The organism is Paraglaciecola arctica BSs20135, assembly GCF_000314995.1.
GTDB classification, from domain to species: domain Bacteria; phylum Pseudomonadota; class Gammaproteobacteria; order Enterobacterales; family Alteromonadaceae; genus Paraglaciecola; species Paraglaciecola arctica.
In genome coordinates this window covers 68,543-95,123 of sequence record NZ_BAEO01000025.1, presented here as the reverse complement: position 1 = coordinate 95,123, position 26,581 = coordinate 68,543, and the positions used below count along the sequence as shown (strand labels likewise).

General features: G+C 39.4%; 17 protein-coding genes. 12 read left to right on the top strand and 5 right to left on the bottom strand.

All coding sequences use genetic code 11. The annotated features are described in order from the left end of the window. Positions 1-1,544, top strand: a 1,544-nt coding sequence (locus tag GARC_RS09245; protein WP_039989241.1) for a sodium/sugar symporter, incomplete at its 5' end; no start/stop codon positions are given. Positions 1,545-1,770: 226 nt separating this feature from the next. After that, positions 1,771-1,917 (top strand): hypothetical protein, encoded by a 147-nt coding sequence (locus GARC_RS26300; RefSeq protein WP_007619165.1) that lies wholly within the window; start codon positions 1,771-1,773, stop codon positions 1,915-1,917. Positions 1,918-1,956: 39 nt separating this feature from the next. On the opposite strand, the gene GARC_RS09240 is transcribed toward GARC_RS26300, so the two are convergent. Further along, complete coding sequence (locus GARC_RS09240) at positions 1,957-4,224, bottom strand: putative bifunctional diguanylate cyclase/phosphodiesterase (RefSeq protein ID WP_007619164.1); 2,268 nt, start codon at positions 4,222-4,224, stop codon at positions 1,957-1,959. Between the two features lie 104 nt (positions 4,225-4,328). Then, positions 4,329-5,714 carry a signal recognition particle protein gene (gene ffh / locus GARC_RS09235; RefSeq protein WP_007619162.1) on the bottom strand — a complete coding sequence of 462 codons (1,386 nt, stop codon included), beginning with the start codon at positions 5,712-5,714 and terminating at the stop codon, positions 4,329-4,331. Positions 5,715-5,956: 242 nt separating this feature from the next. On the opposite strand from ffh, the gene GARC_RS09230 reads away from it, so the two are divergent. Then, complete coding sequence (locus GARC_RS09230; RefSeq protein WP_007619160.1) at positions 5,957-6,754, top strand: cytochrome C assembly family protein; 798 nt, start codon at positions 5,957-5,959, stop codon at positions 6,752-6,754. A 57-nt stretch (positions 6,755-6,811) separates the two neighbouring features. After that, complete coding sequence (locus tag GARC_RS09225; RefSeq protein ID WP_007619157.1) at positions 6,812-8,113, top strand: HlyC/CorC family transporter; 1,302 nt, start codon at positions 6,812-6,814, stop codon at positions 8,111-8,113. A gap of 221 nt (positions 8,114-8,334) precedes the next feature. Here the strand turns inward: GARC_RS09225 and sixA are convergent, their stop codons facing one another. Further along, positions 8,335-8,811: a phosphohistidine phosphatase SixA gene (sixA, locus tag GARC_RS09215; protein WP_153810899.1), complete on the bottom strand. Its 477-nt coding sequence runs from the start codon at positions 8,809-8,811 to the stop codon at positions 8,335-8,337. A 133-nt stretch (positions 8,812-8,944) separates the two neighbouring features. Between sixA and GARC_RS09210 the strand changes: the two genes are divergently transcribed. The 3 genes from GARC_RS09210 to GARC_RS26995 all read left to right on the top strand — a co-directional run bounded on the left by GARC_RS09210 (position 8,945) and on the right by GARC_RS26995 (position 16,811). Continuing rightward, complete coding sequence (locus GARC_RS09210) at positions 8,945-11,701, top strand: insulinase family protein (protein WP_007619142.1); 2,757 nt, start codon at positions 8,945-8,947, stop codon at positions 11,699-11,701. 184 nt (positions 11,702-11,885) lie between these two features. After that, the gene (locus GARC_RS09205; RefSeq protein ID WP_007619141.1) at positions 11,886-16,454 is read left to right on the top strand and encodes an EAL domain-containing protein; all 4,569 of its coding nucleotides are present in this window, start codon (positions 11,886-11,888) and stop codon (positions 16,452-16,454) included. A 198-nt stretch (positions 16,455-16,652) separates the two neighbouring features. Further along, positions 16,653-16,811 carry a hypothetical protein gene (locus tag GARC_RS26995; RefSeq protein WP_007619140.1) on the top strand — a complete coding sequence of 53 codons (159 nt, stop codon included), beginning with the start codon at positions 16,653-16,655 and terminating at the stop codon, positions 16,809-16,811. A 537-nt stretch (positions 16,812-17,348) separates the two neighbouring features. Here the strand turns inward: GARC_RS26995 and fadJ are convergent. Continuing rightward, positions 17,349-19,493: a fatty acid oxidation complex subunit alpha FadJ gene (gene fadJ, locus GARC_RS09195; RefSeq protein ID WP_007619139.1), complete on the bottom strand. Its 2,145-nt coding sequence runs from the start codon at positions 19,491-19,493 to the stop codon at positions 17,349-17,351. Positions 19,494-19,503: 10 nt separating this feature from the next. Beyond that, on the bottom strand, positions 19,504-20,814 hold the full coding sequence (fadI, locus tag GARC_RS09190) for an acetyl-CoA C-acyltransferase FadI (protein WP_007619138.1): 1,311 nt from the start codon (positions 20,812-20,814) through the stop codon (positions 19,504-19,506). Between the two features lie 425 nt (positions 20,815-21,239). On the opposite strand from fadI, the gene GARC_RS09185 reads away from it, so the two are divergent. From GARC_RS09185 to GARC_RS09165, 5 genes are read left to right on the top strand one after another with little or no spacing between them, the layout of a single operon-like run. Beyond that, entirely contained in the window at positions 21,240-22,196 is a 957-nt protein-coding gene (locus GARC_RS09185) for an AAA family ATPase (RefSeq protein WP_007619136.1), read from the top strand. Between the two features lie 22 nt (positions 22,197-22,218). Beyond that, the gene (locus tag GARC_RS09180) at positions 22,219-23,172 is read left to right on the top strand and encodes a DUF58 domain-containing protein (RefSeq protein WP_007619134.1); all 954 of its coding nucleotides are present in this window, start codon (positions 22,219-22,221) and stop codon (positions 23,170-23,172) included. Beyond that, positions 23,169-23,672 (top strand): DUF4381 domain-containing protein, encoded by a 504-nt coding sequence (locus GARC_RS09175; protein ID WP_007619133.1) that lies wholly within the window; start codon positions 23,169-23,171, stop codon positions 23,670-23,672. Before GARC_RS09180 ends, GARC_RS09175 begins: the two co-directional genes overlap by 4 nt. Beyond that, on the top strand, positions 23,665-24,699 hold the full coding sequence (locus GARC_RS09170; protein ID WP_007619132.1) for a vWA domain-containing protein: 1,035 nt from the start codon (positions 23,665-23,667) through the stop codon (positions 24,697-24,699). Before GARC_RS09175 ends, GARC_RS09170 begins: the two co-directional genes overlap by 8 nt. Next, positions 24,692-26,566 (top strand): VWA domain-containing protein, encoded by a 1,875-nt coding sequence (locus GARC_RS09165; RefSeq protein WP_007619131.1) that lies wholly within the window; start codon positions 24,692-24,694, stop codon positions 26,564-26,566. The genes GARC_RS09170 and GARC_RS09165 overlap by 8 nt, the downstream gene beginning before the upstream one ends. Positions 26,567-26,581: the final 15 nt, after the last annotated feature.

Genomic DNA, 26,581 nt, shown 5'->3' with positions numbered 1-26,581 from the left:
TTTTTGTGGTTTACGTAGTAGGGCTTTTAGCCCTTGCCTTATATATTTCCCGAGCAGAAAAAAATCACGAACGTGATACCAAAGATTATTTCTTAGCCAGTAAATCTCTGCCTTGGTGGGCCATAGGTGCATCACTTATTGCGGCAAATATCTCTGCCGAGCAAATCATTGGTATGTCGGGCTCAGGTTACATACTGGGGTTAGGTATAGCTTCATACGAATGGATGGCGGCAATCACTCTGATCATAGTGGGTAAATACTTTTTACCCATTTTCCTTAAAAATGAAATTTATACTATGCCGCAATATTTGCAGCAACGCTTTGATGGACGAGTTAAAACCATTATGGCGGTGTTCTGGTTGGCGGTTTATGTGTTTGTTAATTTGACCGCTGTTTTATGGTTAGGAGGTTTGGCCATTACCACAATTACCGGTGTGGACTTAGCATACGGTATGATTTTTCTTGGTTTATTCTCTATTGCTTATTCATCATACGGCGGCCTAAAAGCGGTCGCCTACACCGACATTATCCAAGTTGTGTTATTAGTATTTGGTGGGCTAGTACTGACATATATTAGTTTAGATTTAGTTTCAGATGGCAATGGAGTGTTAGCAGGATTCTCGATTTTAACAGAGCAAGCACCTGAAAAATTTGACATGATATTCGCTGCTGATAGCCCCCACTATATTAGTCTACCAGGCTTGTCAGTATTGATTGGCGGCATGTGGGTGATGAACATTTCTTACTGGGGTTTTAACCAATACATTATTCAGCGCGCATTAGCCGCTAAAGACTTAGCAGAGGCACAAAAAGGCATCGCTTTTGCGGCTTATCTGAAAATCTTAGTACCATTTTTTGTGGTTGTTCCGGGCATTGCAGCATCGATACTGTTCACTGATTTAGATCGTGCGGACCAAGCTTATCCAAGTTTGATGAATTTGATGCCAATTGGTTTAAAAGGCCTAGTATTTGCTGCATTGTTTGCTGCGATAGTGTCTTCGTTAGCATCTATGTGTAACAGTATATCGACCATATTTACTATGGACATTTACTCTCATTTCAAAAAAGATAAAAGCCAAACCCACTATGTGAAGGTTGGCCGTACTGTGAGCATTGTAGCGCTAATTATTGCGATGATATGCGCCAAACCATTACTCGGACAATTTGAACAGGCGTTTCAATATATTCAAGAATTTACTGGATTCTTTACACCCGGAATTGTAGTTATTTTCTTATTAGGCATGTTCTGGAAAACCATGAATTCAGTGGGTGCCATAACAGCTGCGGTAGGTTCTGCAGTTTTATCAATAGTGTTTAAAATTGCCTTACCCTCGTTACCCTTTATGGACAGAGTAGGCATAGTATTTTTAGCCTGTATAGCACTAGCAGTATTGGCCTCTATTGCGACCCGCAAAAACTATGTTGCGGGAGGCCCGGGAGTGGTTTCGTTAGATAAAGTAAATTTCGATACTAAAGGTTCCTTTAACATTCTTGCCATTGGAATAGTGATTATTTTGACGGCGTTATATGCAACTTGGTGGTAAACCTTGACGAGAACTAAGGCTAAGAATATCTAAATTTGGCAGTGTTTTACTAATGACTTTAACTTGGTAAAACACTGCACTTTGTCCACTATTACAGGTTATGCCTCATTCCTACTGAACACGGAACAACTACGCAACTTGAAAAATAGGTTAATGAAGATTTTTCAGAACAAGTAACCTTAACACCTAAAAAAGGTACCTTGGTCATAATACATGGCACAGTGTTTTGCCTATCAAAAGTGCTTATCGTTTATCTACCAATTACAGGGCAGTGCCACAAAATACCCCTGAAGATATCACCGACATTTGTATTTATCGCAATATGTTTTATCAATTTTCGGCATCTATAGTATTGGAAGATAGTTTAGTCTGAAAATCAGCCTATCTTGTACTATGGCTAAAAAACGCTCCATTAGATCGCTTTATGGAGTCGCACAAAATCAATAAATTTTTGTTCAGGCAGTGGATGACTAAAATAAAACCCTTGGATTTCGTCACAGCCCATAGAAGTGAGGATTTGTTGCTGCTCAAGGCCTTCAACACCTTCAGCAATGACCTTTAAGTCTAAGTTGCGTCCTAATTCGATAATAGTACGTACAATTGACTGATCAGCTGCTTGATGTTGTATATCGCGGATAAAAGACTGGTCTATTTTGAGTTTATCTATATTGAATTTTCGAAGGTAACTGAGCGACGAATAACCTGTACCAAAATCATCGATGGCCAAGTGCACACCCAATTTTTTGAGTTGCGCTAAGGTTTCAATGGCCTCCTGTACGTTATAGATAATGACTCCTTCAGTCACTTCTAATTCTAAATTTTTTGCTTCCAGTCCAGTATCTTTCAATACTTTTTTAACTTTACTCAGAAAATCTTTACGGCCAAATTGCAGCGGCGAAATATTAACGGCCATGACTAAGTCACTCCAACCTAAACTGACTAGGTTTTGGGCTTTCTGACATGCTGTGTGCAAAATCCAATCGCCTAGAGAGTCAATAAGTCCAGCACTTTCAGCCAAGGGGATAAACTCGCTAGGTGTAATCCATTGACCATTTCTGTGCCAACGAATAAGCGCCTCAGCGCCAATTATTTTTTGGCTCGAAAGTGCCAACTGTGGTTGAAAATATAACTCAAACTGAGCCTTTTCAATCGCTATTCGCATATCTTCGATCAATTGTTGCTCATAGTACAATTTATCGCCCAATTGAATATTAAACAACACATGGCTTTTATCTCCGCTGCGAGCCGACTTGTCTAATGCTGCAAGTGCATTTTTATGTAATTGACTATAGTCATTGCCATGCTGCGGATAATTGGCAAAGCCGAAATCAAGTTGCACTTGGTATTGGCAATGGAAAATTGTTGAACCTATTCTTTGATCTATTTGCTCAACCAAACTATCTATCTGTTTGTTGTTCAAATCTCTCGTGCACACTAAAGCAAAGCTTTTTTCGCCAATATGAAAAATACGGCAAGCAGCCTTATCTATGGTGTTCATGATATTGTCTAAAGAGGTGGCGACTTCCTTAAACACAGTCGAAGCAACAGTTACCCCTTGCCCCGAAATTAACTGACTAAAGGAGCGAATTTCGATTAGTCCAAATGTGAACTTCTGTTCAGTTTGGCATAATTCCGTGACCGTTTTTTTTAATTCATAACGATTTAGCAGGCCCGTTTGTGGGTGAAAACTGGCTCTATATTGCAATTCTTGCTCGAACTTTTTACGCTCAGTTATATCAGTTAAATGCATATCCCATTGACCTAAATCTTCTAACCAATGTAGATCACATTGAAAATACAATTGTTCAATTTGATATTCAAATTGCTTTGAGTCTGTTTTCCCCTCAAGCAATAATTGTTTTTGATGCACTTCAATGTCTTTGGCCAATAACAACTCAGCTTTGCCCGCTCCTAGACCTAATGTTTTGAGTAAGTTTTCAGTCGCTGGATTACAATAAGTCACAACATTGTGGCTATCAAGACTGATAACAGGATTGGGATTACGAGTTGAAAATAGTGAAAGACGTTGATTATAAACCGCTGTGGACAGGTAAGCTTTAATAGCCTTAGCCACTATATAAGCCACTAATAATGTCGCTAAACCATATAACACCACAAAAAAACGCACTAGCTCCAGACCATTCAAAATAACCTGTTCTGATTGCTCAACTTTATTTTCTGTAAGGGTAATTAATTGCTGAATTTGAGGGCTAGTCGCTCGTCGTACATCAGTAATAGTGCGTAATTGTTGACGGGCCAAATTCCAATTAGTTGGCGAGGCAGTAATATTTTGAACAAACTCATCGGCATAAATGTTTAACTCATACAAACTCGCTTTTGTGACCTGCAATGGAGGAATTTCACCAAATCGAACAATTAATTCATCCAACGCATCTTGTGCTTGATGATTGCTTTGGGAATAACCTCGTTCGAAATGCTCCTTATCTTCTGCAACATAGAACTCATACAAAAAACGTTCTTGTTCAATTAGACTATTATTCAATTTTCGGAGTAAATCGTAGGCAGGAACTTGTTGAGCGATCAGGTCGCCAGTTTTCTTGGCGATATAATCACCCTTATAATAAACCACAGCGCTAACAGCAATACCTAAAACCAGCACTAGGGCAAAAATAACGTTTATACGTTTAAGGGACAGCTGGTTGACAATATTAATCGACAATGCAAAAAACCTATTAAGCTATCATTTATGTTTGGGTGTACTGATAAGGCAACATAACAACAAAACCAAATATTTATAGGTTGCCCAAACAATCAGTTAACATTCTAACGGGGAGGAGGTAAACCTCCCATTCCTCCTGGCCCACCCGGTGGCATCATGCCTTTCATATTACGCATCATTTTTTTCATGCCGCCACCCGACATCTTTTTCATCATTTTTTGCATCTGAGTGAATTGTTTTAGTAACCTATTCACATCTTGAATTTGAGTGCCTGAGCCTGCGGCTATGCGGCGTTTACGTCCGCCCTTTATTACGTCTGGACGTGTACGTTCACCAGGAGTCATCGAATTGATGATAGATTCCATTTGAATAAAAGATTTATCGTTAGCTTTTTCTTTAATTTGCGCGGACATATTACCCATACCCGGCATTTTATCCATCATAGACGTCATGCCGCCCATGTTACGCATTTGCTCTAGTTGCTCTTTGAAATCTTGTAAGTCAAAACCTTTACCTTTTTGTACTTTTTTGGCTAGCTTTTGGGCCTTATCTTTATCAACTTTGCGTTCAACTTCTTCGATTAAGGTGAGAACATCACCCATACCCAAAATACGTGAAGCAATACGTTCTGGATGGAAGGCCTCTAATGCATCAAGTTTTTCGCCCATCCCCATAAATTTAATAGGTTTACCGGTGATATGCCTGACTGATAACGCCGCCCCACCTCGAGCATCACCATCAGCTTTAGTTAAAATCACGCCCGTTAAAGGCAAAGCGTCGTTGAAGGCTTTGGCAGTATTGGCCGCATCTTGGCCCGTCATGGCATCTACCACAAACAAGGTTTCAATGGGGTTGATAGCTTTGTGTAATGCTTGGATTTCCCCCATCATTTCGCCATCAACATGTAAACGACCAGCTGTATCCACTAGTAATACATCGAAAAAATGTTTACGAGCAAAATCTATGGCTGCATTAGCAATATCAATGGGTTTTTGATCTTCAGATGACGGGAAAAACTCCACACCAACCTCAGAGGCAAGTGTTTCAAGTTGTTTAATGGCTGCTGGACGATACACATCAGCACTTACCACTAACACTTTCTTATTTTCACGTTGTTTTAATAATGCAGCTAACTTACCTACACTGGTGGTTTTACCCGCGCCTTGCAAACCCGCCATTAACACTACGGCAGGGGGTTGGGCAGCTAAATTCAGTGATTCGTTGACCTGCCCCATGACCGACTCTAGCTCGGATTGCACAATTTTTATGAAAACTTGGCCTGGATTCAGACTTTTGCTGACTTCAGTACCTACTGCACGGTCTTTGACTTGGCCTATAAAATCTCTTACAACTGGCAATGCAACATCAGCTTCAAGCAACGCCATACGCACTTCGCGTAAGGTATCCTTGATATTATCTTCGGTGAGTCGCCCTTTTCCGCTAATATTTTTAAGGGTTTTGCCTAAGCGTTCGCTAAGATTTTCAAACATGTATTGTGCTACCTACAATTTTCTATGGGGTTATTATATAGAAGATGCTAGCAGATAAGAATGCTCAAAAGCATTTCTAACCAGAGATTTTATCAGTTAATGCTTAAAACTGTGTTGAGCTATGTTATGTATTGAGAATAAGTGTTATTTTCATGCTTAATGTGTTGTTACTTTGTGTATGGAAAATTCAGTAAGCGAATGTTTAACTCAATCCTCCCAAATGTTGTTTCAGGTACTCTGTCATGTTGATGAATACCATTTGTTTTGTTTTTTATATGCTTGCGTCAGGCATTATTGTCACTGGTATGTTTCAAGAAAAAGGACCGAATAAACTTGCGGCTATTATTAGTGTTTTAGTTGCTATGGGGTTACACATTACTATTTTAAGAAGCGGCATACTCATTGAGCCTGAGATGGGACAGAATATGAGTATGCTAAATGTTGCATCATTGGTTGGCTGGTTAATCAGCATCACCATGTTGTTAGCATCCTTTAGACTACCCAACACTATTTTACTGCCTGTCGTATATAGTTTTACTGGCCTGTTGGTGCTACTTAACGGTTTGATACCCAACGCCCATGTTATGCAAATTAGCGTACAACCTAATTTATTAATCCATATTACCTTGGCATTGTTTGCTTATGCGTGTTTGGCAATTGCATCTCTGTACGCGGTACAATTGTCGTATATAAACTTACGTCTAAAAGAAAAAAATGCTTCCCTATTACATTCATCGTTACCACCTCTAATGGCAGTAGAGAATATTCTATTTAAATTATTGTTAGTAGGCACTGTTTTACTGACCTTATCCTTAGTCAGTGGTTTCATGTTTTTGGATAATATGTTTGCTAAAGAACAAGCTCATAAAACTGCTCTATCTCTAGTAGCATGGGGACTGTATACTATTATATTAATCGGTCACTCTACCTTTGGGTGGCGCGGAAAACCGATAATATGGTCAACTATTATTGGCGGTATATTACTTACTCTCGCTTATTTTGGCAGCCGTTTTGTCAGAGAAGTAATACTTAACGCTTGAATAGCAGCTAAATTGCCCTTAAAGTGCCGTTTCATTTTTACCATAGGATTTCCATAGTTGGAAGACATCGCCACTAGTAGTTTATTCATAATTCTAGGTGTTTTGATTTTACTCTCTGCATACTTCTCTAGCTCAGAAACGGGCATGATGTCGATTAATCGATATCGTCTCAAACATCTTGAAAATGAAGGGCATAAAGGTGCTCTGAGAGTGCAAAAACTGTTACAACGTCCAGATCGGCTGATTGGATTAATTCTAATTGGTAACAATCTGGTCAATATCGCCGCCTCTTCTATAGCCACCATTATTTGCATGCGCTTATTCGGGCATTTAGGACTTGGCGTAGCGACTGCCATAACAACACTTTCTTTAACCTTAATCATTTTAATCTTTGCTGAGGTCACACCAAAAACACTGGCCGCTTTATATCCAGAAAAGATTTCCTTTCCTAGCTCGTTTATTTTACTGCCGTTACTTACCTTGCTTTACCCATTTGTATTCTTGGTTAATGGTATTTGTAATGGCTTATTAGCGCTTATACGAGTGCGACCTACTGGTGATGATGGTAATAGTCTTAGCCGCGAAGAACTGCGGACTGTTGTACATGAAGCAGGTGCCATGATCCCGCAAAAACACCAAGACATGTTAATGGGTATTTTAGATCTCGAAAATGTCACAGCAGAAGATATTATGGTGCCCCGCGGTGACATTGTGGCTATTGACATAAATGACGAATGGAAAGATATTCAAAAAAGATTGGTTAACTCCCAGCACACTAGAGTTTTGTTATATCGAGATAGCATAGATGACGCAGTTGGTTTTGTGCATGTTCGTGATGCATTGAGACTACTTTCTAAAGATGAATTTAGCAAAGCCACATTGCTCAGAGCAGTACGTGAAATCTATTTCACTCCTGAATCCACGCCTTTGCATACTTTGATGTACAAATTTCAAGAAGAAAAAGAACGAATTGGCTTAGTAGTAGATGAATATGGTGACATTCAAGGATTAGTCACGCTAGAAGATATTTTGGAAGAAATTATTGGTGACTTCACCACCAGTTTTTTGCCTGACCATAGTAAAGAAGCCAATTTGCAACAAGATGGTAGTGTGATAATAGATGGCAGCGCCAACATTCGTGAAATCAACAAAGAACTAGAGTGGCAATTCCCAACTGAAGGGCCTAAAACATTAAACGGATTAATCTTGGAGTATTTAGAAGATATTCCAGAAGCAAATATCAGTTTACGTCTTGCTGGTTATCCTATTGAAATAATAGAGATGAAAGACAATATGGTGAAAACCGTACGAGTGATGCCTGAGTTCTATCGTAGTGAGGAATCAAATTCTTCAGAATAATTCAAACATTAGAATTTTGACGGTTACTTTTGATTTTATTTTTTAAAAATTCTACTTTTTCGTTCAAGTTTGTCAGGCGATCATAAATCCCCTGAAGCTCATCATCGTGAGTCAGTTGTGATTCATTTACATGATATTCCAACGACTGTCGTAAAACAGCCGGTAAACTTTTGCTGATCATATTCAAGATATCGGTTCACACTAGGTTTTCTTAAGCTAATTTATACAGGGTGATAGATATTTTCTATGACACCAGTACCTCGCTCAGGATCATAATCAAGCACCACCATAGTTGAAGTGTCAAACAACATAGTTTGTTTGTCTTTATGCACCTCTTCTAGAAAGTAACTAACAAACGGCATGTGGCTGATAATCAGTATGATCTTGCTTGATGGCAGATCTTCAATGAGCACATTAACAAAGTCGTGGGCCACTTTAGGGTCGCCCTCAGGTACTACATCATCACAAATCAGTGTTTTTGTCACAGTCACTTTAGAACTAAGTTGCTGGTTTGTTTGCTGAGCACGGACATAGCTGCTTGTTAACGCTAGATCAATAGGCGTATCTGCACCTAGATAACTAGCCAACCACCTCCCCGCCTCTGTCGCTTGTTTTTCACCGTGACGGGTTAAGCTGCGCGCCTTGTCTTGCCCACGAAACGTTTCAGCTTCGCCATGACGCATAATAATTAATTTCATAAAACTCGCGGAATTTGTATTTGGAACATTAGAGCCGATTGCGACTAATATAGCAAAAAACATAATTAAAAATCTGCACCTTTAAAAAATTAGTTTATGCTTGAAAAGTCTCTCTACTTAGGAAAACAGAATTTTGCTTAAAAGTGCCTTCGACAACCGTCAATTTAACCATATAGAATTGGCTAACGGCCTGCGAATTTTGTTAGTGCAAGACCCCAACAGTGTAAAAAGCGCCTGCTCTGTTACCTTTAACGTGGGTCATTTCAATGATGATAAGGATTGCCATGGCATTAATCACTTATTGGAGCACATGCTATTTTTGGGCAACCATAAGTTCACTGAAGCCAATGCATTTAATGATTTTATTGCCACACACGGGGGCAGTATTAATGCATTAACAGGAACAGAATACAGCAGTTATTTTTACGACGTTGCATCTGAATATGAACAACAAGCTTTAACGCATTTATTCGCAATGCTCAGTAAACCTCTGTTCAGGGAGGTGTTAATTGAGAAAGAAATAAATGCTATCAACGCAGAGTTTTTATTAAAACAAAAAGATGACTTAAGACGTCTTTACCAAGTTCATAAAGAGACATGTAACCCAGCCCACCCTTTTAGCCAATTTTCGGTGGGTAATCAGCAAACCTTTGCTCCTTTCAGTCCATTGCAACTCAAACAAAAATTGCTACGGATATTTGAACGTTATTACCAACCTCAAAATGCCTGTTTGTGTTTAGTTAGCCAGCAACCACTCTCAGTCAGCGAAAAGCTTGTTCGCCAACAATTTAGCGACTGGCCATCAAATAATGAATTATCTGAGGAACCTCTACCAGCACTTTATCTGGAACATAACTTAGGTATACAAATCAATATATTGCCTTTGCAAAAAGCCAGAAGAATGATTTTAACCTTTGCCCTTCCCCAGCAGCACTCTCATTACAGGAGTAAACCCTTAAGTGTTCTGAGCCATATTTTAGGTGATGAAGGTGGAGGGGGATTATTACATTTCTTTAAAACCAAAAACTGGGCGACTAGCTTAAGTGCCGGTGGTGGTATAGAAGGCAGTACTTTCAAAGATTTCAACATCAACCTGCAGTTAACAGATGAAGGAATTAAATACACCGACGAGGTGATAACAGCAATTTTCTCGTATATTCAATTGATCAAAGAGAATGGTATTGAAACTTGGCGAATCGAAGAAACCGCCACCCTCAATCAACTCATCTGGGACTTTCCCGAACAAGCTAAGGCGATTGACGAAGCATGCCACTATAGTCAGGCAATGTTCGAATATCCGCCACACCACCTGATTGCAGGCGACTATATTCTGGATAAACCAGAAGTGCATTTAGTTTTACAAATGTTAGAGTTTTTCTGCCCCGAAAATATGCGCATAAAAACAGTGACTCCCTTTGTCAAAACAACCCATAAAGCTAAGTGGTATCATACGCCATATAGCGTCCAGCCAATTGCAGCGACCCGCATGCAGTCTTTTTTAAGTGGTAGTTGGCGATCAAGCTTTGCATTACCAAAAGCCAATCAATATTTACCCCCATGCCAACCATTAAATCCGATTGTTAATGAGTTTGTTTTGCCTAAACAAATTATTAAAGAAAATGGATTAGACATTTGGTATGGGCAAGACGATAAATTTAAGCAACCCAAGGGGGATTGTTTTTTATCCTTTGATTGCCAAGCAGTGAATGAAGGAATTCAACTTACAACAGCGAAAAGATTATGGGTTGCGTTACTAAACGAGAAACTTAACCAAAAGTATTATCAAGCTAATCTTGCTGGCATGCATTTTCATTTCTATCCACATCAAGGTGGATTTTCTCTACAAACTAATGGTTTTAGTGCAAACCAACTAGAATTCTGTAGCAATCTTTTGACTCAAATTGTTGCACATGAAGATTTTTCCGATAGTTTCTCCCAGATAAAAGCCAAACAATCTCAGGGCTTGTCCAATTCTTTATTGAATAAACCCATCAACCGACTTTTTTCTAAACTTTCGGTGATTATGCAACAACAAAATAACGACCCGTCAGATGTGGCTCAAGCCATGGAAAATTTAACCCTTGATGATATTCCAGTAACTAAAGAAAAGTTACTCAGTCAATTTCATTTAGAAGGAATGATGTACGGTAATTGGACTCCAGAAGAGGCATACAGGATCAGTGCTGATATTAAAAATTTCAGGATGAAGTATGCTACATGTGCCAGAATTCATAGAGGTATCGCAGATATTAGGCGCACTAAAGCCATTTCTTATCAGGTAGAGTGTCAACATAGTGATCCAGCAGTTGTCATCTATTTTCAAGCACCCGATGCAAGTCTAAAAAACATCGCATTAACTATTCTCACAGAACAGTTATTAGCCACGCCTTTTTTCAATCAATTACGCACTGAGCAACAACTAGGTTACTTAGTGGGTAGTGGCTACATACCCTACAACCAGCATCCTGGAATTGGTTTCTATATTCAGTCACCTCATCACCCTGCTAAATTCCTAATTGATGCAATTCATCTATTTTTGCAACAAACTGTTGAAAATATTAACCAGTTCAGTCATTTATGGGAATCACTCAAAAAAGGTGTAATGAAACAATTGATGGAGAAAGACACCAATTTAAGTATGAAAAGTCAAAGGTTGTGGATGGCGATCGGGAATCAAGATAGTACATTTACCTATAGCTATCGAATGACCCAAACAATCTTAGATATCGATTTTTATGAACTCAAAGCTTACCTAACTTTACTGGTATCTCGACAAGGGTTTGGGGAGGCCATTTTGTACAGCGCAGAGCCACATCATGTTCCATTATCAGTTCAAACCGAAGTCATTACAGATATAAAGAGTTTTAAATCCAACAGCTTATATCTCTGAACGCTGCATAAATTAGCGAAAAAACCTACAATCAAACACTTTTATCATTAAGTCATTCATTTTAACAAGATTAATACTTGTAGCAGCCCAATAAATTAGGCATATTTAAGGTTGGGCGATATGGATATGCCGCCAATGAAATCTAATTATTATAAGAGGGTAGATAACTACCTCTAGGTGAGAAGTGCATATTCGCTATTTATTAACATTCCGCAGTTTTTTATTGTCTCTACTACTGGGACTTTTTTCGGTTCATTATTCCCATGCCGCAAACAATGTTTTCGTTAAGTATTCTAAGTCTGAAGGTTTAGTACAAAACACAGTAACCAATAGCCTAGAAGATCCTAGCGGGTTTATGTGGTTCAGTACTTTTGAAGGTTTGAGCCGTTTTGATGGTTACGAATTTAAAAATTATAGACATTCTAGTAAAGACCCTCACTCCTTACCCAATAATTTCACCAAAAAGCTACTTTTAGATTCTTCTGAAAACCTTTGGGTTGCCACTCAAAATGGACTGGCTAAATACAATCCATTAAAAGACAACTTTACCAATTATAACAAAGACAATAGTCAGTTAAGCAGTAATGACATTTTTGCTATCGCCCTTAATGAAGATGGTAATTTGTTGGTATCTACCGCTGAAAACCTTTACCTCTACGATCATTTAGCTAACTCGTTTTTACCTTTTACAGTCAATGGTGAAAAACTACCTGCAGACATCAAAGTGATATTTAGTGAATCAGATAAAACCTGGCTTGGCAGTTTGGCAAGTGGCATTTTTATACTTGAACATAACTCCAATACCTTATTTAGTTTGAAAAAAACTAATCCATGGAATATCGAGATAAAATCCAACTTTATATTTGATTTTAAGAAAATAGATGATAATTATTGGCTTGCCACTGAAGATGGAGCCTACAAGATTGACACTAATCTCTCATCAGTGACACGTTTAAATACTCAAAGTACACCGTCTATTATTGGCAACGAAGTATGGAGTATTTTACAAAATTACAATGGTAATGTCTGGCTTGGAACAACAACAGGGATCAGCATTTTAAGCCCTGAAAATAAACTATTATTCTCGTACGATGCTCAAAACAATATTAATTTTGGCTTAGAAAGTTCACACATTTTAAGTCTCTTTATGGACTCAAATAATTCAATATGGGTAGGTACCTATTCAGGCGGACTATATCGATATAACGCGGATAGCTCAGAAATAAAGATTTTTAGCAAGGCTACAATTGAGCCTAATGAAGTTACTGCAATACCTAAGCAATCAAACGTTTCTGGACTTTCAGGCAAAATAGTTTGGGGACTCACCGAAGATTCTAATGGAAAAATATGGGTAGGTACTCAATCTAATGGACTGAACCAACTTGATACTGAAAATTTTGTATTTAAACAATTTCTGAGTGATTTTGAACACAATATTTGGGCGCTCAAAATCGATGAATTTGATCAAATTTGGATCGCTAGCTCTGGTGGAATATTTATCTATCGTCAATCAAGCGACTCTGAATTAGTACTTGTTAAAACCCTTTTCCTTGGAAAAGATATTATGAGATTATCCTATTTTTTCGGGCGTATGTGGCTAACAACTGAAAATGGCATAGTTAGTTGGATTGACCCAAAAAGCTTACAAATCCACAATATTAATTTAACAGACAATAAAATAAATTACATTGAACCACTTTTTGTGGACGTCGATAAAAACCTTTGGCTAAATACAAATTTGGGAATGGTACTCTATAATCTCGATCGCAAAATAGTGAAGCAGCTAGTTATAGAATTGGATACATCTGTAAGGCACTTTAATTCTGTAATTGAAGTAGATGATGGCTATTGGTTATCATCATTAAGACAAGGCATTATCAAACTAGAAAAAACCTCATACCGCATAACAAAAATACTTAATGAAGAAAATGGATTAGCAAGTAATCAAATCCTCAAGTCAATTAAGTTTAAAGATAGTTTATGGGTGTCACACGTAAATGGCGGGATTGATGAAGTATCATTAAAAACAGGGGAGTTCTTACAAAACATTGCATCTGGACGCTTTGGATACAACGAACTGAATGAAGATTCTGGAATGCTTTCAAAAGCAGGCAAGATATTATTTGGAGGCACTGATGGCTTTTTGATGTTCGATCCGGATAAGTCGTCTATTGAAGCAAAGTTATCTATCCAAGCCAATAATCAAAAACCATCTGAAAACCAATTACAAAAAAGTCGCCCCCCCACTATTACCCAACTACGTTTGTTTAATTTGCCAATCTCTGTTCACTCGGATAATTCGCCACTTTTAAAACCGGTCAATTTATCGAATAGTATTGATTTGCCGAATGAATCAACAATGCTAAGCATTAAGTTTGCTCAAGTGAACCCTGTTAACCCTGAAGCAGTTAAATATCGGTACAGGCTTCTAGGTTTATCAGACACATGGATAGAGACCGATGCGGAATCCTTAAGACGTGCGGAATTTTCTTATTTAGAGTTTGGTAGTTATAAATTTGATGTACAGAGTAAAAATCCGTTATCTCCTTGGTCAGATTCAAAAATTTTGCAGATCAACATAGCGCCACCATTCTGGCTACAGCAAAATGCCCTAATTTTATATGCTCTACTGAGCATTTTGATTTTACTTTATTGGTTCAAACAAATCCGCTCTCGAAATGCGATACGCCAGTCCATACTAGAGAATGAAGAACGATTGAAGTTAACCCTTTGGAGCAGTGGCGATGAACTCTGGGATTGGGATATCTATCAGGGACAAGTATTTCGTTCCAATACATGGGGTACATTAGACTTTCCTCAAGATAATATTAGAGTAAACAGCTCCTACGAAGCTAATATCCATCCTAACGATATTCAACGAGTCCAGCAGTCTTTAAATGAACACCTAAGCGAAAAAACTGAACATTACGAAATGACTTATCGAGCTAAAACCTACAAAGGTGATTGGATCTGGGTGCTCGATCGCGGCAAAGTGGTAGCCAGAGACAACAATCATCAAGCACAAAGGATGACTGGTACTTTAAAAAATATTAGCCATTTAAAAGAGGCAGAAGAACAACTTAAATTGTTTAAGCGTTCAATCGAAACTATATCCGATGGTGTATTTATCACCGACACTTCTTTTAAATATATATCAGTGAATAATTCCTATTGTAATTACACTGGCGAAACCCGTGAACAAGCTTTAGTCAGTTATTTAACTTTTCATCAATATCCTGGAGCCTTCACCGAAGAAGTCAAAAAATCATTGCAACAAAAAGGCAATTGGTTTGGTGAAGTTGAGTCCCGTCGTTCGGCGGGAGAAAAATATGAAATGGAATTGAACATCGATGCCATCACCGATGAAGATGGTAAAATCAGCCATTATGTAGGGGTTTTCTCAGATATAACATCCCGTAAAATCACAGAAAAAGAACTGCTCAAATTATCCAATACCGACCCCTTAACCGATTTGCCTAACCGTTCATTCTTTCAAGCGAGTCATAGCAATATTGTACGTAGAGACACACACCACGCGTTAATATGTTTGGATATGGATAATTTCAAGAAAATTAATGACTCTTTAGGGCACCAAACAGGCGATATTTTAATCAAACAAATCGCTAAACGCTTACAAAAAATTGCAGGTACTAAAGCCACATGTTACCGATTAGGTGGCGATGAATTTAGTATATTGATTGATAACTCTACTGATATCCATCACATCACTCACTTTGCACAAACCATATTAGATAATATGGCTCGTCCTTTTATTATAAATAAACAAGAGTTTGTATTAGGTGCTAGCTTAGGTATTGCCTTTTATCCGGAAGATGGCAGCAACACTCAAGAATTACTAAAAAATGCCGACACGGCAATGTATTTTGCTAAAAACGCTGGGGGCAATAAGTATCAATTCTTTAGCGGAGAAATGAATCAAAATGCAGTGCGGCAATTACAAATAGAAAACCTTATTAGACATGGCTTAAAAGAAGATTTATTTAGGGTTTTTTATCAACCTAAGGTAGATATCGCTAGCGGTAAGTTAGTCAGCATGGAAGCCTTAGTACGATACGAGCATCCTGAAAAAGGACTAGTGAGCCCAGCCCAATTTATTCCCTTAGCGGAACAAACCGGCCAAATCATTGAAATTGGTGAAGTAGTACTTAGAAAAGCCTGTGAAGATACTAAACGTTGGGTGGACGCTGGTCTCTTTACTGGGCGTGTTGCTGTCAATATTGCAGCGAGACAGTTTGAGATCCCAGATTTAGATGAACGTATTACAACTATTTTACAGAAATCAGGTTTGTCTGCCTTACATTTAGAATGTGAAATAACTGAAGGCACCTTGATGCAGAATCCTGAAAATGCTCTCAGAATGATGCAACGTTTGCGTGAGCGTGGCATACACTTAGCGTTAGATGATTTTGGTACAGGCTACTCATCTCTTGCGTATTTAAAACGCTTCCCAATCAACACATTAAAAATTGACAAAGCCTTTATCGACGACATAGCGACTAGCGCCGAAGACCGGCATATGACTCAAGCAATTATTACCATTGCACATAATTTAGGATTAAAAGTGGTTGCAGAAGGCGTTGAGCATGAGAATCAACTGTCAATTTTACGACGCTTTAAGTGCGAAATGTTGCAGGGCTACCTCTATAGTAAGCCATTAAATGCCGCCAAATTTGAACGTTTACTCAAAGAAAATCACCAATTACAAAAAGTCATGCAAAAATCTAGCATTTAATTTAATTTTAACACCTCCTCGCCATCCCTTATTAAATATAACATGCAGGCTATTTATATACCCTAACTTGCAAAAACAAGTGATTTTTCATGGTAAATATTATTCTCCCGTTAATGTTGGCACACTTCTCGCTTTTATTATCGTGACCGGCAAAAAAATGTCGGCATAAACGTCAATAAAATAACGAGGAAATGAACAATGTTAAAATCTTATGCAGTAGCACTAGTACTAGCCACAACTACTCCGGTAGCCATTAAATCTGAAGTAAGTGTACAAGCACCTGTTAAAAGTCAGACTGCCACTACAACAACTGCAGATACTAGTAAAAACGGTGTGAAAACTGGTAAGCATTGGTAAGAAAAAATAGGTAATATCAAGTTATTATCTAGCAATAGAAAATAACTGAGTTATCGATAGCGAATGGTTAATCAAAAATTACCATAGCTTTTAGATAAAAAATCTAATTCAGTATATTTGTAACTGAATTGACTTAAAAATCTAAAGAGAGGGATCTCTTTTGTTTATGCCCCAAATAAGGTATTCCCTAATCCTCTAGCCTTGAGCAGTTTTATTCTTTGTCTAGATCTAAATAGTGGATATATAGTTGGACCAAAAAATAATCCAGCCAATGCCCACCTCTTAGCGGTCAGTCCTGTTTTAACAGACTGAACATAGTACATCAGACTAAAAAGCACCGAGCTTATAAAAAACATCCACATCTAATACTGCCCCCTGTTTAGTTAACTTAAAATGTGACCTTAAATTTGGTCAACAAACTGCTATTGTTTTTTAATTTCGAAGGTTCATTTTATCAAAATAACACACATAAAAAAGCCCAACCTAGCTATATGTAAGTTGGGCATAGTATAAAAAGATTGCTTACATTATTTTCTTTTAATAAAAAGAGTGTCCTTCCTCGACCATTTTTTTCAAACTTTCTGCTGGTGTGAACTTATCACCAAGTAATCCTTGATAATGTTCTAATCTAGCCACTACATGAGTGATGCCTAAAGTATGCATATAACGGAAAGGCCCGCCCAAGAATGGAGGGAAACCGATCCCGAATATAGCCCCAATATCACCATCACGAGCATTGCGAACTACGCCTTCATCCAAACACATAGCAGCTTCATTCAACATCAATAACACACAACGTTCGGCTATTTGTTCATGACTCATTTTGCTTGCTGGCGTAATCCCTAACAAAGTATATACAGAGGCATCGACTTCTTTGCCGGGGTTTTTACCTGAATAATCATAAAACCCACGTTTGTTTTTCTTACCTTTTCGATCATCAGCCAAAATTTTGTCAAATCCTGGGTTAGATGCAAAACGGTCACCGAACTGAGCCTGTAAAATAGGACCAATCTTAGTACCAACATCAATGCCAACTTCGTCCAATAATTTAACAGGACCTACGGGGAAACCAAATTTCACAAGAGATTTATCTATGTGATCAATAGGCTCTCCACTGAGTAATACTTCCGCAGCCTCATTCATATAGGGCGCTAAAATACGGTTAACGTAAAATCCGGCGCCGTCTTTGACTACTATGGGGGTTTTACCTTGTTTCTTGGCCAACTCAACAGTAGTTGAAATAGTTTGGTCGGAGGTTTTTTCGTGGGCAATAACCTCAGCCAGAGGCATTTTATCCACTGGAGAGAAATAATGCAGGCCGATCACTTGTTCTGGTCTTTTGGCTTTCGCGGCGATTTGTGAAATAGGGATAGAAGACGTATTAGATGCGAAAATTGTATGTTCGGCACAATTTTCCTCAACTTCAGCAACCATATTTTGTTTCAATGTTAAGTCTTCAAACACTGCTTCAATCACTACATCAGCATCACTAAAACCAGAATAATCAATTGAACCTGTCAATAGCGCCATTTGTTTTTGCATTGCCATTTTTTGCATAAAACCACGCTTTACTTTTTTGTTCAGAATATCAAAACTGTACTTAATAGCATTGGCAATACCTTCAGAACGAATATCTTTAATACGGGCTGGAAGCCCGGCTTTAGTTGCGGTAACAAAGGCAATACCGCCTCCCATTAATCCCCCACCTAAAACCCCCACTTTTTTTAGCCTTGCTGGTTGCACCCCTTGTACACCAGTTTCTTTTTTCATATCGGTGGTGGCAAAAAACAAACTTCTAAGGGCTGCAGATTCCGAGCTCATAACCAAGTTACCAAAATGTTTAGCTTCGACCTCTAAACCCTTTCTAAAACCTTGGCTCAGGCCAGTTTCAATACAATCAATGATAAGCTCTGGTGAGGGGTAATTTCCTTGAGTTTTGCTAGCGGTTTGTTTACGGGCCTGATTAAACATTAGGTTGCGACCAACCGAAGTGTTCTCTAAAAATTTACCCATTAGATCTAGCTTAGGGCCGTTACGCTTAGGCTTAGGTTTTTTGGCCATTTCAATGGCCACATCTAACAAAATGGACTGAGGTACCATATCGTCAACAATGCCGTACTTTTTAGCTTGTTTTGCTCGTACAGACGCACCAGTTAACATCATTTTCATGGCTTGTTGCACACTGATCAGTTTAGGTAAACGCTGAGTGCCACCGCTACCAGGCAATAGACCAAGCTGTACTTCAGGCAAACCCAATTGAGTTTTTGCATCGTCACTACACACGCGATAATGACATGCCAGAGCAAGCTCTAATCCGCCACCTAAAGCAGGGCCATGAATTGCGGCTACAAAGGTCACAGACATATCTTCGATACGTTGAAACATATCCTGACCGCCTTTAGCAATAGTAGTGGCATCTTCTGCAGATCCACAGGCAGCCAACATGCTGATATCGGCACCAGCCACAAAGGAGTTTTCTTTGCCGCTAATCACCACCACACCTTTAATGCTGCTATCTGCCTTAATTTGCTCAAGTACGGCATCTATTTGCTCAGCGAATTCCACTTTAAGTGTGTTCATACTTTCGCCGGGTACGTCCATAGAAAGAATGGCCACGCCATCATCACGTACATTCAGAGTAAAGGCGCTGTTTGTTTGTGTTGTTTTGTCTTCTGTTGTCATGTCAGTCACCCTATTCTGTTTCAACTATCATGGCTGCGGCTAATCCACCAGCAGCACATGCGGTAAGAAGGCCTGAGCCACCTCCCCTGCGATTCAATTCATTTAACATTTGCGTAATCATACGTGTGCCTGTTGCGGCAAATGGATGCCCATAGGCCAAAGAACTGCCCATAACATTAAATTTATCCATATCAATTTCGCCTGTTGCCTTGCTGCGGCCCAACTTTTCCTGAGCAAACTTATCACTGCCGAACATTTTGATGTTGGCTAGGGTTTGTGCAGCGAATGCTTCATGCATTTCAATTAAGGTTAAGTCGTTCAGGGTCATGCCTGCTCTATCTAATGCCATAGGTGAGGCATAAGAAGGCCCTATTAACATGTCTTGCCACACATCTATTGCCGCCCAAGCATAACTTTTAATATATCCCAGTGGGGTATAGCCTAATTCTTTGGCGCGACTTTCTGTCATCATTAATATCGCAGAGCCACCATCGGTAAGAGGTGTCGCATTCGCCGCGGTTACTGTGCCATGTTTTTTATCAAACACTGGGCGCAGTTTCGCATAACCTTCAATCGTTGAGTCGAAACGCACATTATTGTCTTTTTCTAATGCTCCTTTAAAAGGTTCAGCATAAGCAGTCATTACTTCGTTGGCTAATTTACCGTCGTTCCAACTTTGTGCGGCTAAGGTATGTGAACGATGTGCCAATGCATCTTGATCTTGACGACTGATGTTATGAGTTTTAGCCATTTGTTCTGCGGTTTGTCCCATTGACAAACCCGTGGAATATTCGGCTACGGCAGGAGGCACAGGCATTAAATCTTTAAGACCTAATTTTTTAAGCACTTGCCATTTTTGTGCGACCGTTTTGGTTTTTTGCAAATCAGTTAAGGCTCTGGCTAACTTTTTCGAAACACCTATAGGTGCAACAGATGTTGAATCAGCTCCACCAGCCACACCAACACTAATATTTCCGGCCATCATCGACTCAGCAATACTGACAGTAGATTGAAAACTGGTAGCACAGGCCCTAGAAACACTAAAGGCATCAGTGTGCACATTCATACCAGTGCCTAATACAATCTCACGAGCAATATTCGGCGCTTCTGGCATTTGCACCACTTGGCCATAGACCAATTGTTCGATAATCATAGGATCAACGTTATTGCGCACTAACATTTCGTTGACGACCATTTTTCCTAAATCGACAGCCGGCACGCCATGAAAGTAAGTGGCCATTTTGGCAAATGGTGTTCTTAGACCTGCAACAATAGCGATCCTATCGCCTTCTCTCGTTTTGACTATCTGCTTAGCTGTCATTTTCTGCCCTTATAAATGTTCAAACCCAGTGGTCTGACCTGTAAAGTATAACTGATTGTACCTAGTTACTATTATGACTTCAAGACACCTTTAAATCCTGCGACTGGGGAACCAGTTATTACTTTGGTATACCAAAGGTATAAAAGCAACGCGCTTCAGGTGTAGATGGAATATTGGGACTCCAATATTCACATATTAGGCGATGAGTTGCCCTATCTTGTGTAAACCGGTGCGAAATTTTTAATTAATCCACAGTTAAGGCATTTTGTAACATTGTTTTTCTAAATGGGAACCTTATATCGGTTAGCATAGTCAGTAGTCTGGGTCATGGATCTACATATCGCAGATAACACAACCCTATATTGATTCGAATTAAACTAAAAAACATCTAAGTATTCGCAAATTAGAAGGAAGTATTTAACACTATGGCAGCCGCACAATTTAGACAATTACAAGCATATTTAGACAGCCAAGTGGTGGGTCAACAAACACTGACGCAAAATATTTTAGTGGCGCTATTAGCTGATGGACACTTATTAGTGGAAGGTCCTCCAGGTTTGGCAAAAACCCGAGCGGTTAATGCCCTAGCAAATGGATTAGAAGGTGATTTTCATCGTGTCCAGTTTACTCCAGATTTATTACCCGCTGATTTAACCGGAACCGATATCTATCGTCCCGAAAATGGTAGTTTTGTATTTCAAAAAGGCCCACTTTTTCATAATCTAGTATTGGCCGATGAGATCAATCGTGCGCCAGCTAAAGTTCAGTCTGCTCTGCTTGAAGCTATGGCCGAAAGACAAATCACAGTTGGCAATACTACTTATGCACTGCCAGAATTATTTTTGGTTATGGCTACACAAAACCCTATCGAACAGGAAGGCACCTATCCACTTCCAGAGGCTCAGCTTGATCGCTTTTTGATGCATTTAGAAATAGATTACCCAGGAGCTGAAACTGAATTGGAAATATTGCGTTTAACTCGCAATGAAGCAATGCATGCAGAAGTGGTTAGCCCGCCTAGCTTAAGCCAAGTAGATATCTTAAATGCCCGTCAAGATGTATTAAAAATACATTTAGATGAAGCCTTAGAGCAATATATAGTGCAGTTAATTATTGCCACTCGGCAACCAGAGCGCTATGACCCTGACTTAGCCAACTGGATAGAATTTGGAGCTAGCCCAAGGGCGACTATCGCTTTAGACAAATGCGCTCGGGCACATGCATGGTTAATGGGTAGAGATTTTGTTGGACCTGATAATATTCAAGCGGTATTTCATAACGTTTTACGCCATAGATTATTACTCAGTTATGAAGCTGAAGCAGAAGGTGTCAACAGTAATCAAGTGTTAGACAGAATTATGCAGCTAGTGCCTGTTCCTTAAACAACTAGGTTAAGGAAACAGTATGCAAGACATAACAAAGTGGTTATCTAAATGCCAAAGTGACGGTGTGAACCTTGGTATAAGAGAACTTATCCACTACCAAGGTAAAACAGCTTTATTAAACCTGTCACCTCGTAAAACGGTGCAAGCTAAACTAGCTGGGGCATATTTGGCAAAAACCAAAGGCCGTGGCATGGAGTTTGACGAAGCTCGCCATTATCAAGCAGGTGATGATATTCGCGCCATAGATTGGCGCGTGACTGCTCGTACTGGAAAAACCCATACTAAGCTGTATCGTGAAGAAAAAGAGCGTCCTGTATTTGTGCTCACCGACTTATCATCTAGTATGCAGTTTGGCACCCAATTTTTATTCAAATCGGTACAAGCAGCTCATTTAAGTGCGCTGATTGCTTGGTCAGCCAGAAAGCGCGGTGATCGCATCGGAGGCTTGGTATTTAATCAACATCAGCATATCGAATGTAAACCCTTTACCCGGCAAAAAGCCGTGTTGTCACTATTAAATAGTATGATAAAAGTGCAACAAGGAGCCCATACCACAGGTCAAGAACAAATCACTTTAGGCAACGCATGCGCTAGATTACGTAGGCTCGCTCACCCAGGCAGTTTAATCTTTATATTGAGCGATTTTAGCCAGTTAGACGAATTGGCTAAACAACATATTGCTCAGCTAAGTAAACATTGTGAGGTCATTGCTTACCCTATCAGTGATCCTTTTGAACATCAGTTACCACAAGTTAAAATGAGTCAAAGAGTGACCTTGAGTGATGGCCACAATAGACAACAAATAGTGTTAGGTGAAAAAGACACAGAAATGCAGTACAGCAACCAACATCAAGCCCACTTTGATAATATTGAAAACACCCTAAAACAATGTAAGGCACAGGTGCTCCAAATTGACGCTGGGCAACCCCTAGAATTGCAGTTAGATCGATTTTCTGGGAGTAAACACAAATGAATCCACTACAAGACTTAAAAGACATTCACACACCAGCTGTAATAGAAATCTGGCCACCTGCCTATGGGTGGTGGATACTTGCGATCTTAGTTGTAATAGGCATATGCCTACTAACAATTTGGCTAGTTAAAATGCAAAAAGTAACCCTAACCAAACGCCAAGCGTTGAAATCTCTGCAACAGATAGATAGCTCAGACCTAAATTGTGTGTCACAGCTCAATCAATTGTTAAAACGTGTCGCCATGACGTACTTCCCTAACCAAAAAGTGCAAGAAATGCACAGTGAAAAGTGGACAGAATTTTTAATTAAGACACTTCCCAATAACAAAACTAAAGACTTTTCTGGATCCTTTGAGTTAATGCAACAAAGATTGTATCAACCAAATACATCAGAAAACATTGAGTTTCCAAGTTACTACAAGTCTGTGGAAACATGGATTAAACATGCCCTACCCCCAAGCAAAAAAATGTTTATCAAATTGGAGCAAAACAATGCTTGAGTTTGAATGGATATGGGCCTTATTTCTATTACCTTTGCCTCTTCTAGCGTTACTGCTGCCCAGTAAAAAACAAGGTCAAGAAGCGGCGTTACGGGTGCCAAGTCTAACCACAGGAATAGAAACTAAAAGCCAACGTAAAGGCACTAAAAAATTCAGTTTGTTTTTAGCCACATTAGCATGGATAGCACTGGTATTAGCAACAGCAAGACCTCAGTGGTTAGGTGAGCCCGTTAGTATTCCTGCCGAAGGCCGAGATTTAATGATAGCGGTTGATTTATCTGGCAGTATGAAAATTGATGATATGCAAGTTAATGGTCGTCAGGTAGACAGACTAAAAATGATTAAGTTTGTACTCAGCGATTTTATCAAACGCAGAGTAGGCGATAGATTGGGACTCATTTTGTTTGCTGATACCGCTTATTTACAAGCTCCACTGACCTACGATAGAGAAACAGTAGAACAACTGCTAAACGAATCTTTAATTGGTTTAGTCGGAGAGCAAACTGCAATTGGTGATGCAATTGGATTGGCGATTAAACGCTTTGAAGCGCGCACAGAGTCGAATAAAGTTTTGGTGTTACTAACTGATGGTCAAAATACCGCAGGAAATATCACTCCAGAACAAGCCAATGAATTAGCCATCAACAATGGTGTGACTGTTTACACTATAGGTGTGGGTGCTGACAAAATGTTAGTTCAAAGTTTCTTTGGCAATAGACAAGTTAATCCCTCACAAGACTTAGACGAAGGCATGTTAACCGACATTGCCACCTCTACTGGTGGTCGATATTTTAGAGCAAGGGATGCTGAATCTCTTAAACAAATTTATGCCACATTAGACGAGCTTGAGCCCATTGCTAGAGAAAGCAAACAGATGCGGCCTTTACAAGCCTTATACTATTACCCTCTAGGTTTAGCGTTATTGATTACAATTTTAATGGGTATTTTTTCTCTTATGAAACAGTTTTTGTTAAACCCACGACAAAACGGACGAAACGGAAAAAAAGAGGCGCGACAAAATGATTGAGTCTTTTTCAGCCTTAAACGAATTCCATTTTATTCGTCCACATTGGTTATGGGCAATTATTCCACTGTTGACAATTGTCGCCTTAATTCGCTATGTACATAAACAACAGTCAGGATGGCAGTCGGTACTTGCCAGTCACTTGTATCAACATTTGATCACCACAGAGGGCATCAAAAAAGTCAGACCTCCGCTATTTTTATTGGGTTTTTGCTGGGTTATAGCCACGCTTGCACTAGCGGGACCTACATGGGAAAGATTACCGCAACCGGTTTATCAGTTAAATTCAGGTAAAGTGGTGCTAATTGATATGTCTATGTCTATGCGAGCAACAGATGTTAAACCTGATCGACTCACTCGCGCCAAATACAAAGCCATTGATTTAGTTAATGCGGTCACCGAGGGAGAAACTGGATTAGTTGCCTACGCAGGGGATGCATTCACTATTAGTCCTTTGAGTACTGATGCACAAAACCTTACCACCCTTATTCCCAGCTTAACGCCAGAAATAATGCCCATTGCAGGTAGTGATCCTGCTTTAGGTTTGCGTGCTGCCATTGAGTTACTCACTAATGCCGGGTATCAACAAGGTGAAATTTTTTGGATCACCGACGGGATCAACAACCAGCAGATGAAAGAAGTCAGTGAAATTTTCAACAATTCAATGTTTCGCTTATCTGTGCTTGGTGTGGGTACAGAGGAAGGTGCGCCCATCCAGCTAATTGATGGTGAGTTGTTAAAAAATAGCCGTGGAGCCATTGTGGTCCCAAAACTCACGGTTAATAATTTAAAATCTCTAAGTCGTAGTAGCGGCGGGCGTTATGCATCAATGCAAGCAGACGATAGCGATATTAATTATTTAATGGAACAAAGGCTAATAGAACAAGACTCAGATAAAAATGAAGAAGCTGAACCTGAAAAATTTGGTGATAAGTGGCAAGAGATGGGACCTTATTTGTTGTTACTCATATTACCCTTCGCTGCCTACAGTTTTAGACGCGGTATAGTAACAGTGCTGTTTATTGGCATTTTATTACCCACTTATTCTCCTCAGGCTCGTGCTGATTGGTGGCAGGATATGTGGAAAACACCTGATCAGCAGGCTATGCAAGCTTTTAATAAAAACGAGTACGAGCAAGCGGCTAAGACCTTTGAAGATCCTTTGTGGCAAGGCACTGCTCATTATAAAAATGGTGATTACCAAGCGGCTTTGGAGTCTTTTTCTCAAGTTAAGCCTACCGATAAAAACTATACGGATGCCACATACAATGCGGGTAATGCTTTAGCTCAACTGGGCGAAATAGACCAAGCGCTTGCCGCCTATGAGCAAGTGTTAGAGCAACAACCAGAACATGAAGAAGCCTTAGCGAATAAAGTTTTACTTGAAAATCTCAAAGATCAACAGCAACAAGATCAGTCTGATGAACAATCGGAAGATGAAGAAGATGGCGAAAAGGACGGCGAAAAGAACGGCGAGAAAGACGGCGAACAACAAGATGGTCAAAAAAGCGATCAGCAGCAAGAAGGTGAACAGTCTCAAGATCCCCAGCAAAGCGACAACTCAGAACAAAGTGAGTCAGAGTCTGAACAACAAGGTCAATCAGAGCAAGAGCAGCAAGAACAAGCAGAAGCTGAGGAACAGCAACAGAAAGCTGAGGCCGAAAAACAAAATACAGAACAAGAACAACAAGCTCTACAACAAGGTGAAGAAGAGCTGACCGATGAAGAAAAAGAGCAAATGCAACGTATGCAAAAACTGCTTAATCGGATCCCAGACGATCCTGCATTTTTATTAAAACGTAAAATGCAAATTGAGTCACAACGGCGAAAAAGAGAAAGATTGCCAACAAATATACAGGGGAATTGGTAATAGTGAGTATGTCAA

What these genes read in the sequence shown, in the direction of transcription:
- ffh (WP_007619162.1), bottom strand. Translation starts at nt 5,714, where the DNA reads ATGTTTGAAAATCTTAGCGAACGCTTAGGCAAAACCCTTAAAAATATT.
- GARC_RS09230 (WP_007619160.1), top strand. Translation starts at nt 5,957, where the DNA reads ATGTTGATGAATACCATTTGTTTTGTTTTTTATATGCTTGCGTCAGGC.
- sixA (WP_153810899.1), bottom strand. Translation starts at nt 8,811, where the DNA reads ATGAAATTAATTATTATGCGTCATGGCGAAGCTGAAACGTTTCGTGGG.
- GARC_RS26995 (WP_007619140.1), top strand. Translation starts at nt 16,653, where the DNA reads ATGTTAAAATCTTATGCAGTAGCACTAGTACTAGCCACAACTACTCCG.
- fadJ (WP_007619139.1), bottom strand. Translation starts at nt 19,493, where the DNA reads ATGACAACAGAAGACAAAACAACACAAACAAACAGCGCCTTTACTCTG.
- fadI (WP_007619138.1), bottom strand. Translation starts at nt 20,814, where the DNA reads ATGACAGCTAAGCAGATAGTCAAAACGAGAGAAGGCGATAGGATCGCT.
- GARC_RS09185 (WP_007619136.1), top strand. Translation starts at nt 21,240, where the DNA reads ATGGCAGCCGCACAATTTAGACAATTACAAGCATATTTAGACAGCCAA.
- GARC_RS09180 (WP_007619134.1), top strand. Translation starts at nt 22,219, where the DNA reads ATGCAAGACATAACAAAGTGGTTATCTAAATGCCAAAGTGACGGTGTG.
- GARC_RS09175 (WP_007619133.1), top strand. Translation starts at nt 23,169, where the DNA reads ATGAATCCACTACAAGACTTAAAAGACATTCACACACCAGCTGTAATA.
- GARC_RS09170 (WP_007619132.1), top strand. Translation starts at nt 23,665, where the DNA reads ATGCTTGAGTTTGAATGGATATGGGCCTTATTTCTATTACCTTTGCCT.
- GARC_RS09165 (WP_007619131.1), top strand. Translation starts at nt 24,692, where the DNA reads ATGATTGAGTCTTTTTCAGCCTTAAACGAATTCCATTTTATTCGTCCA.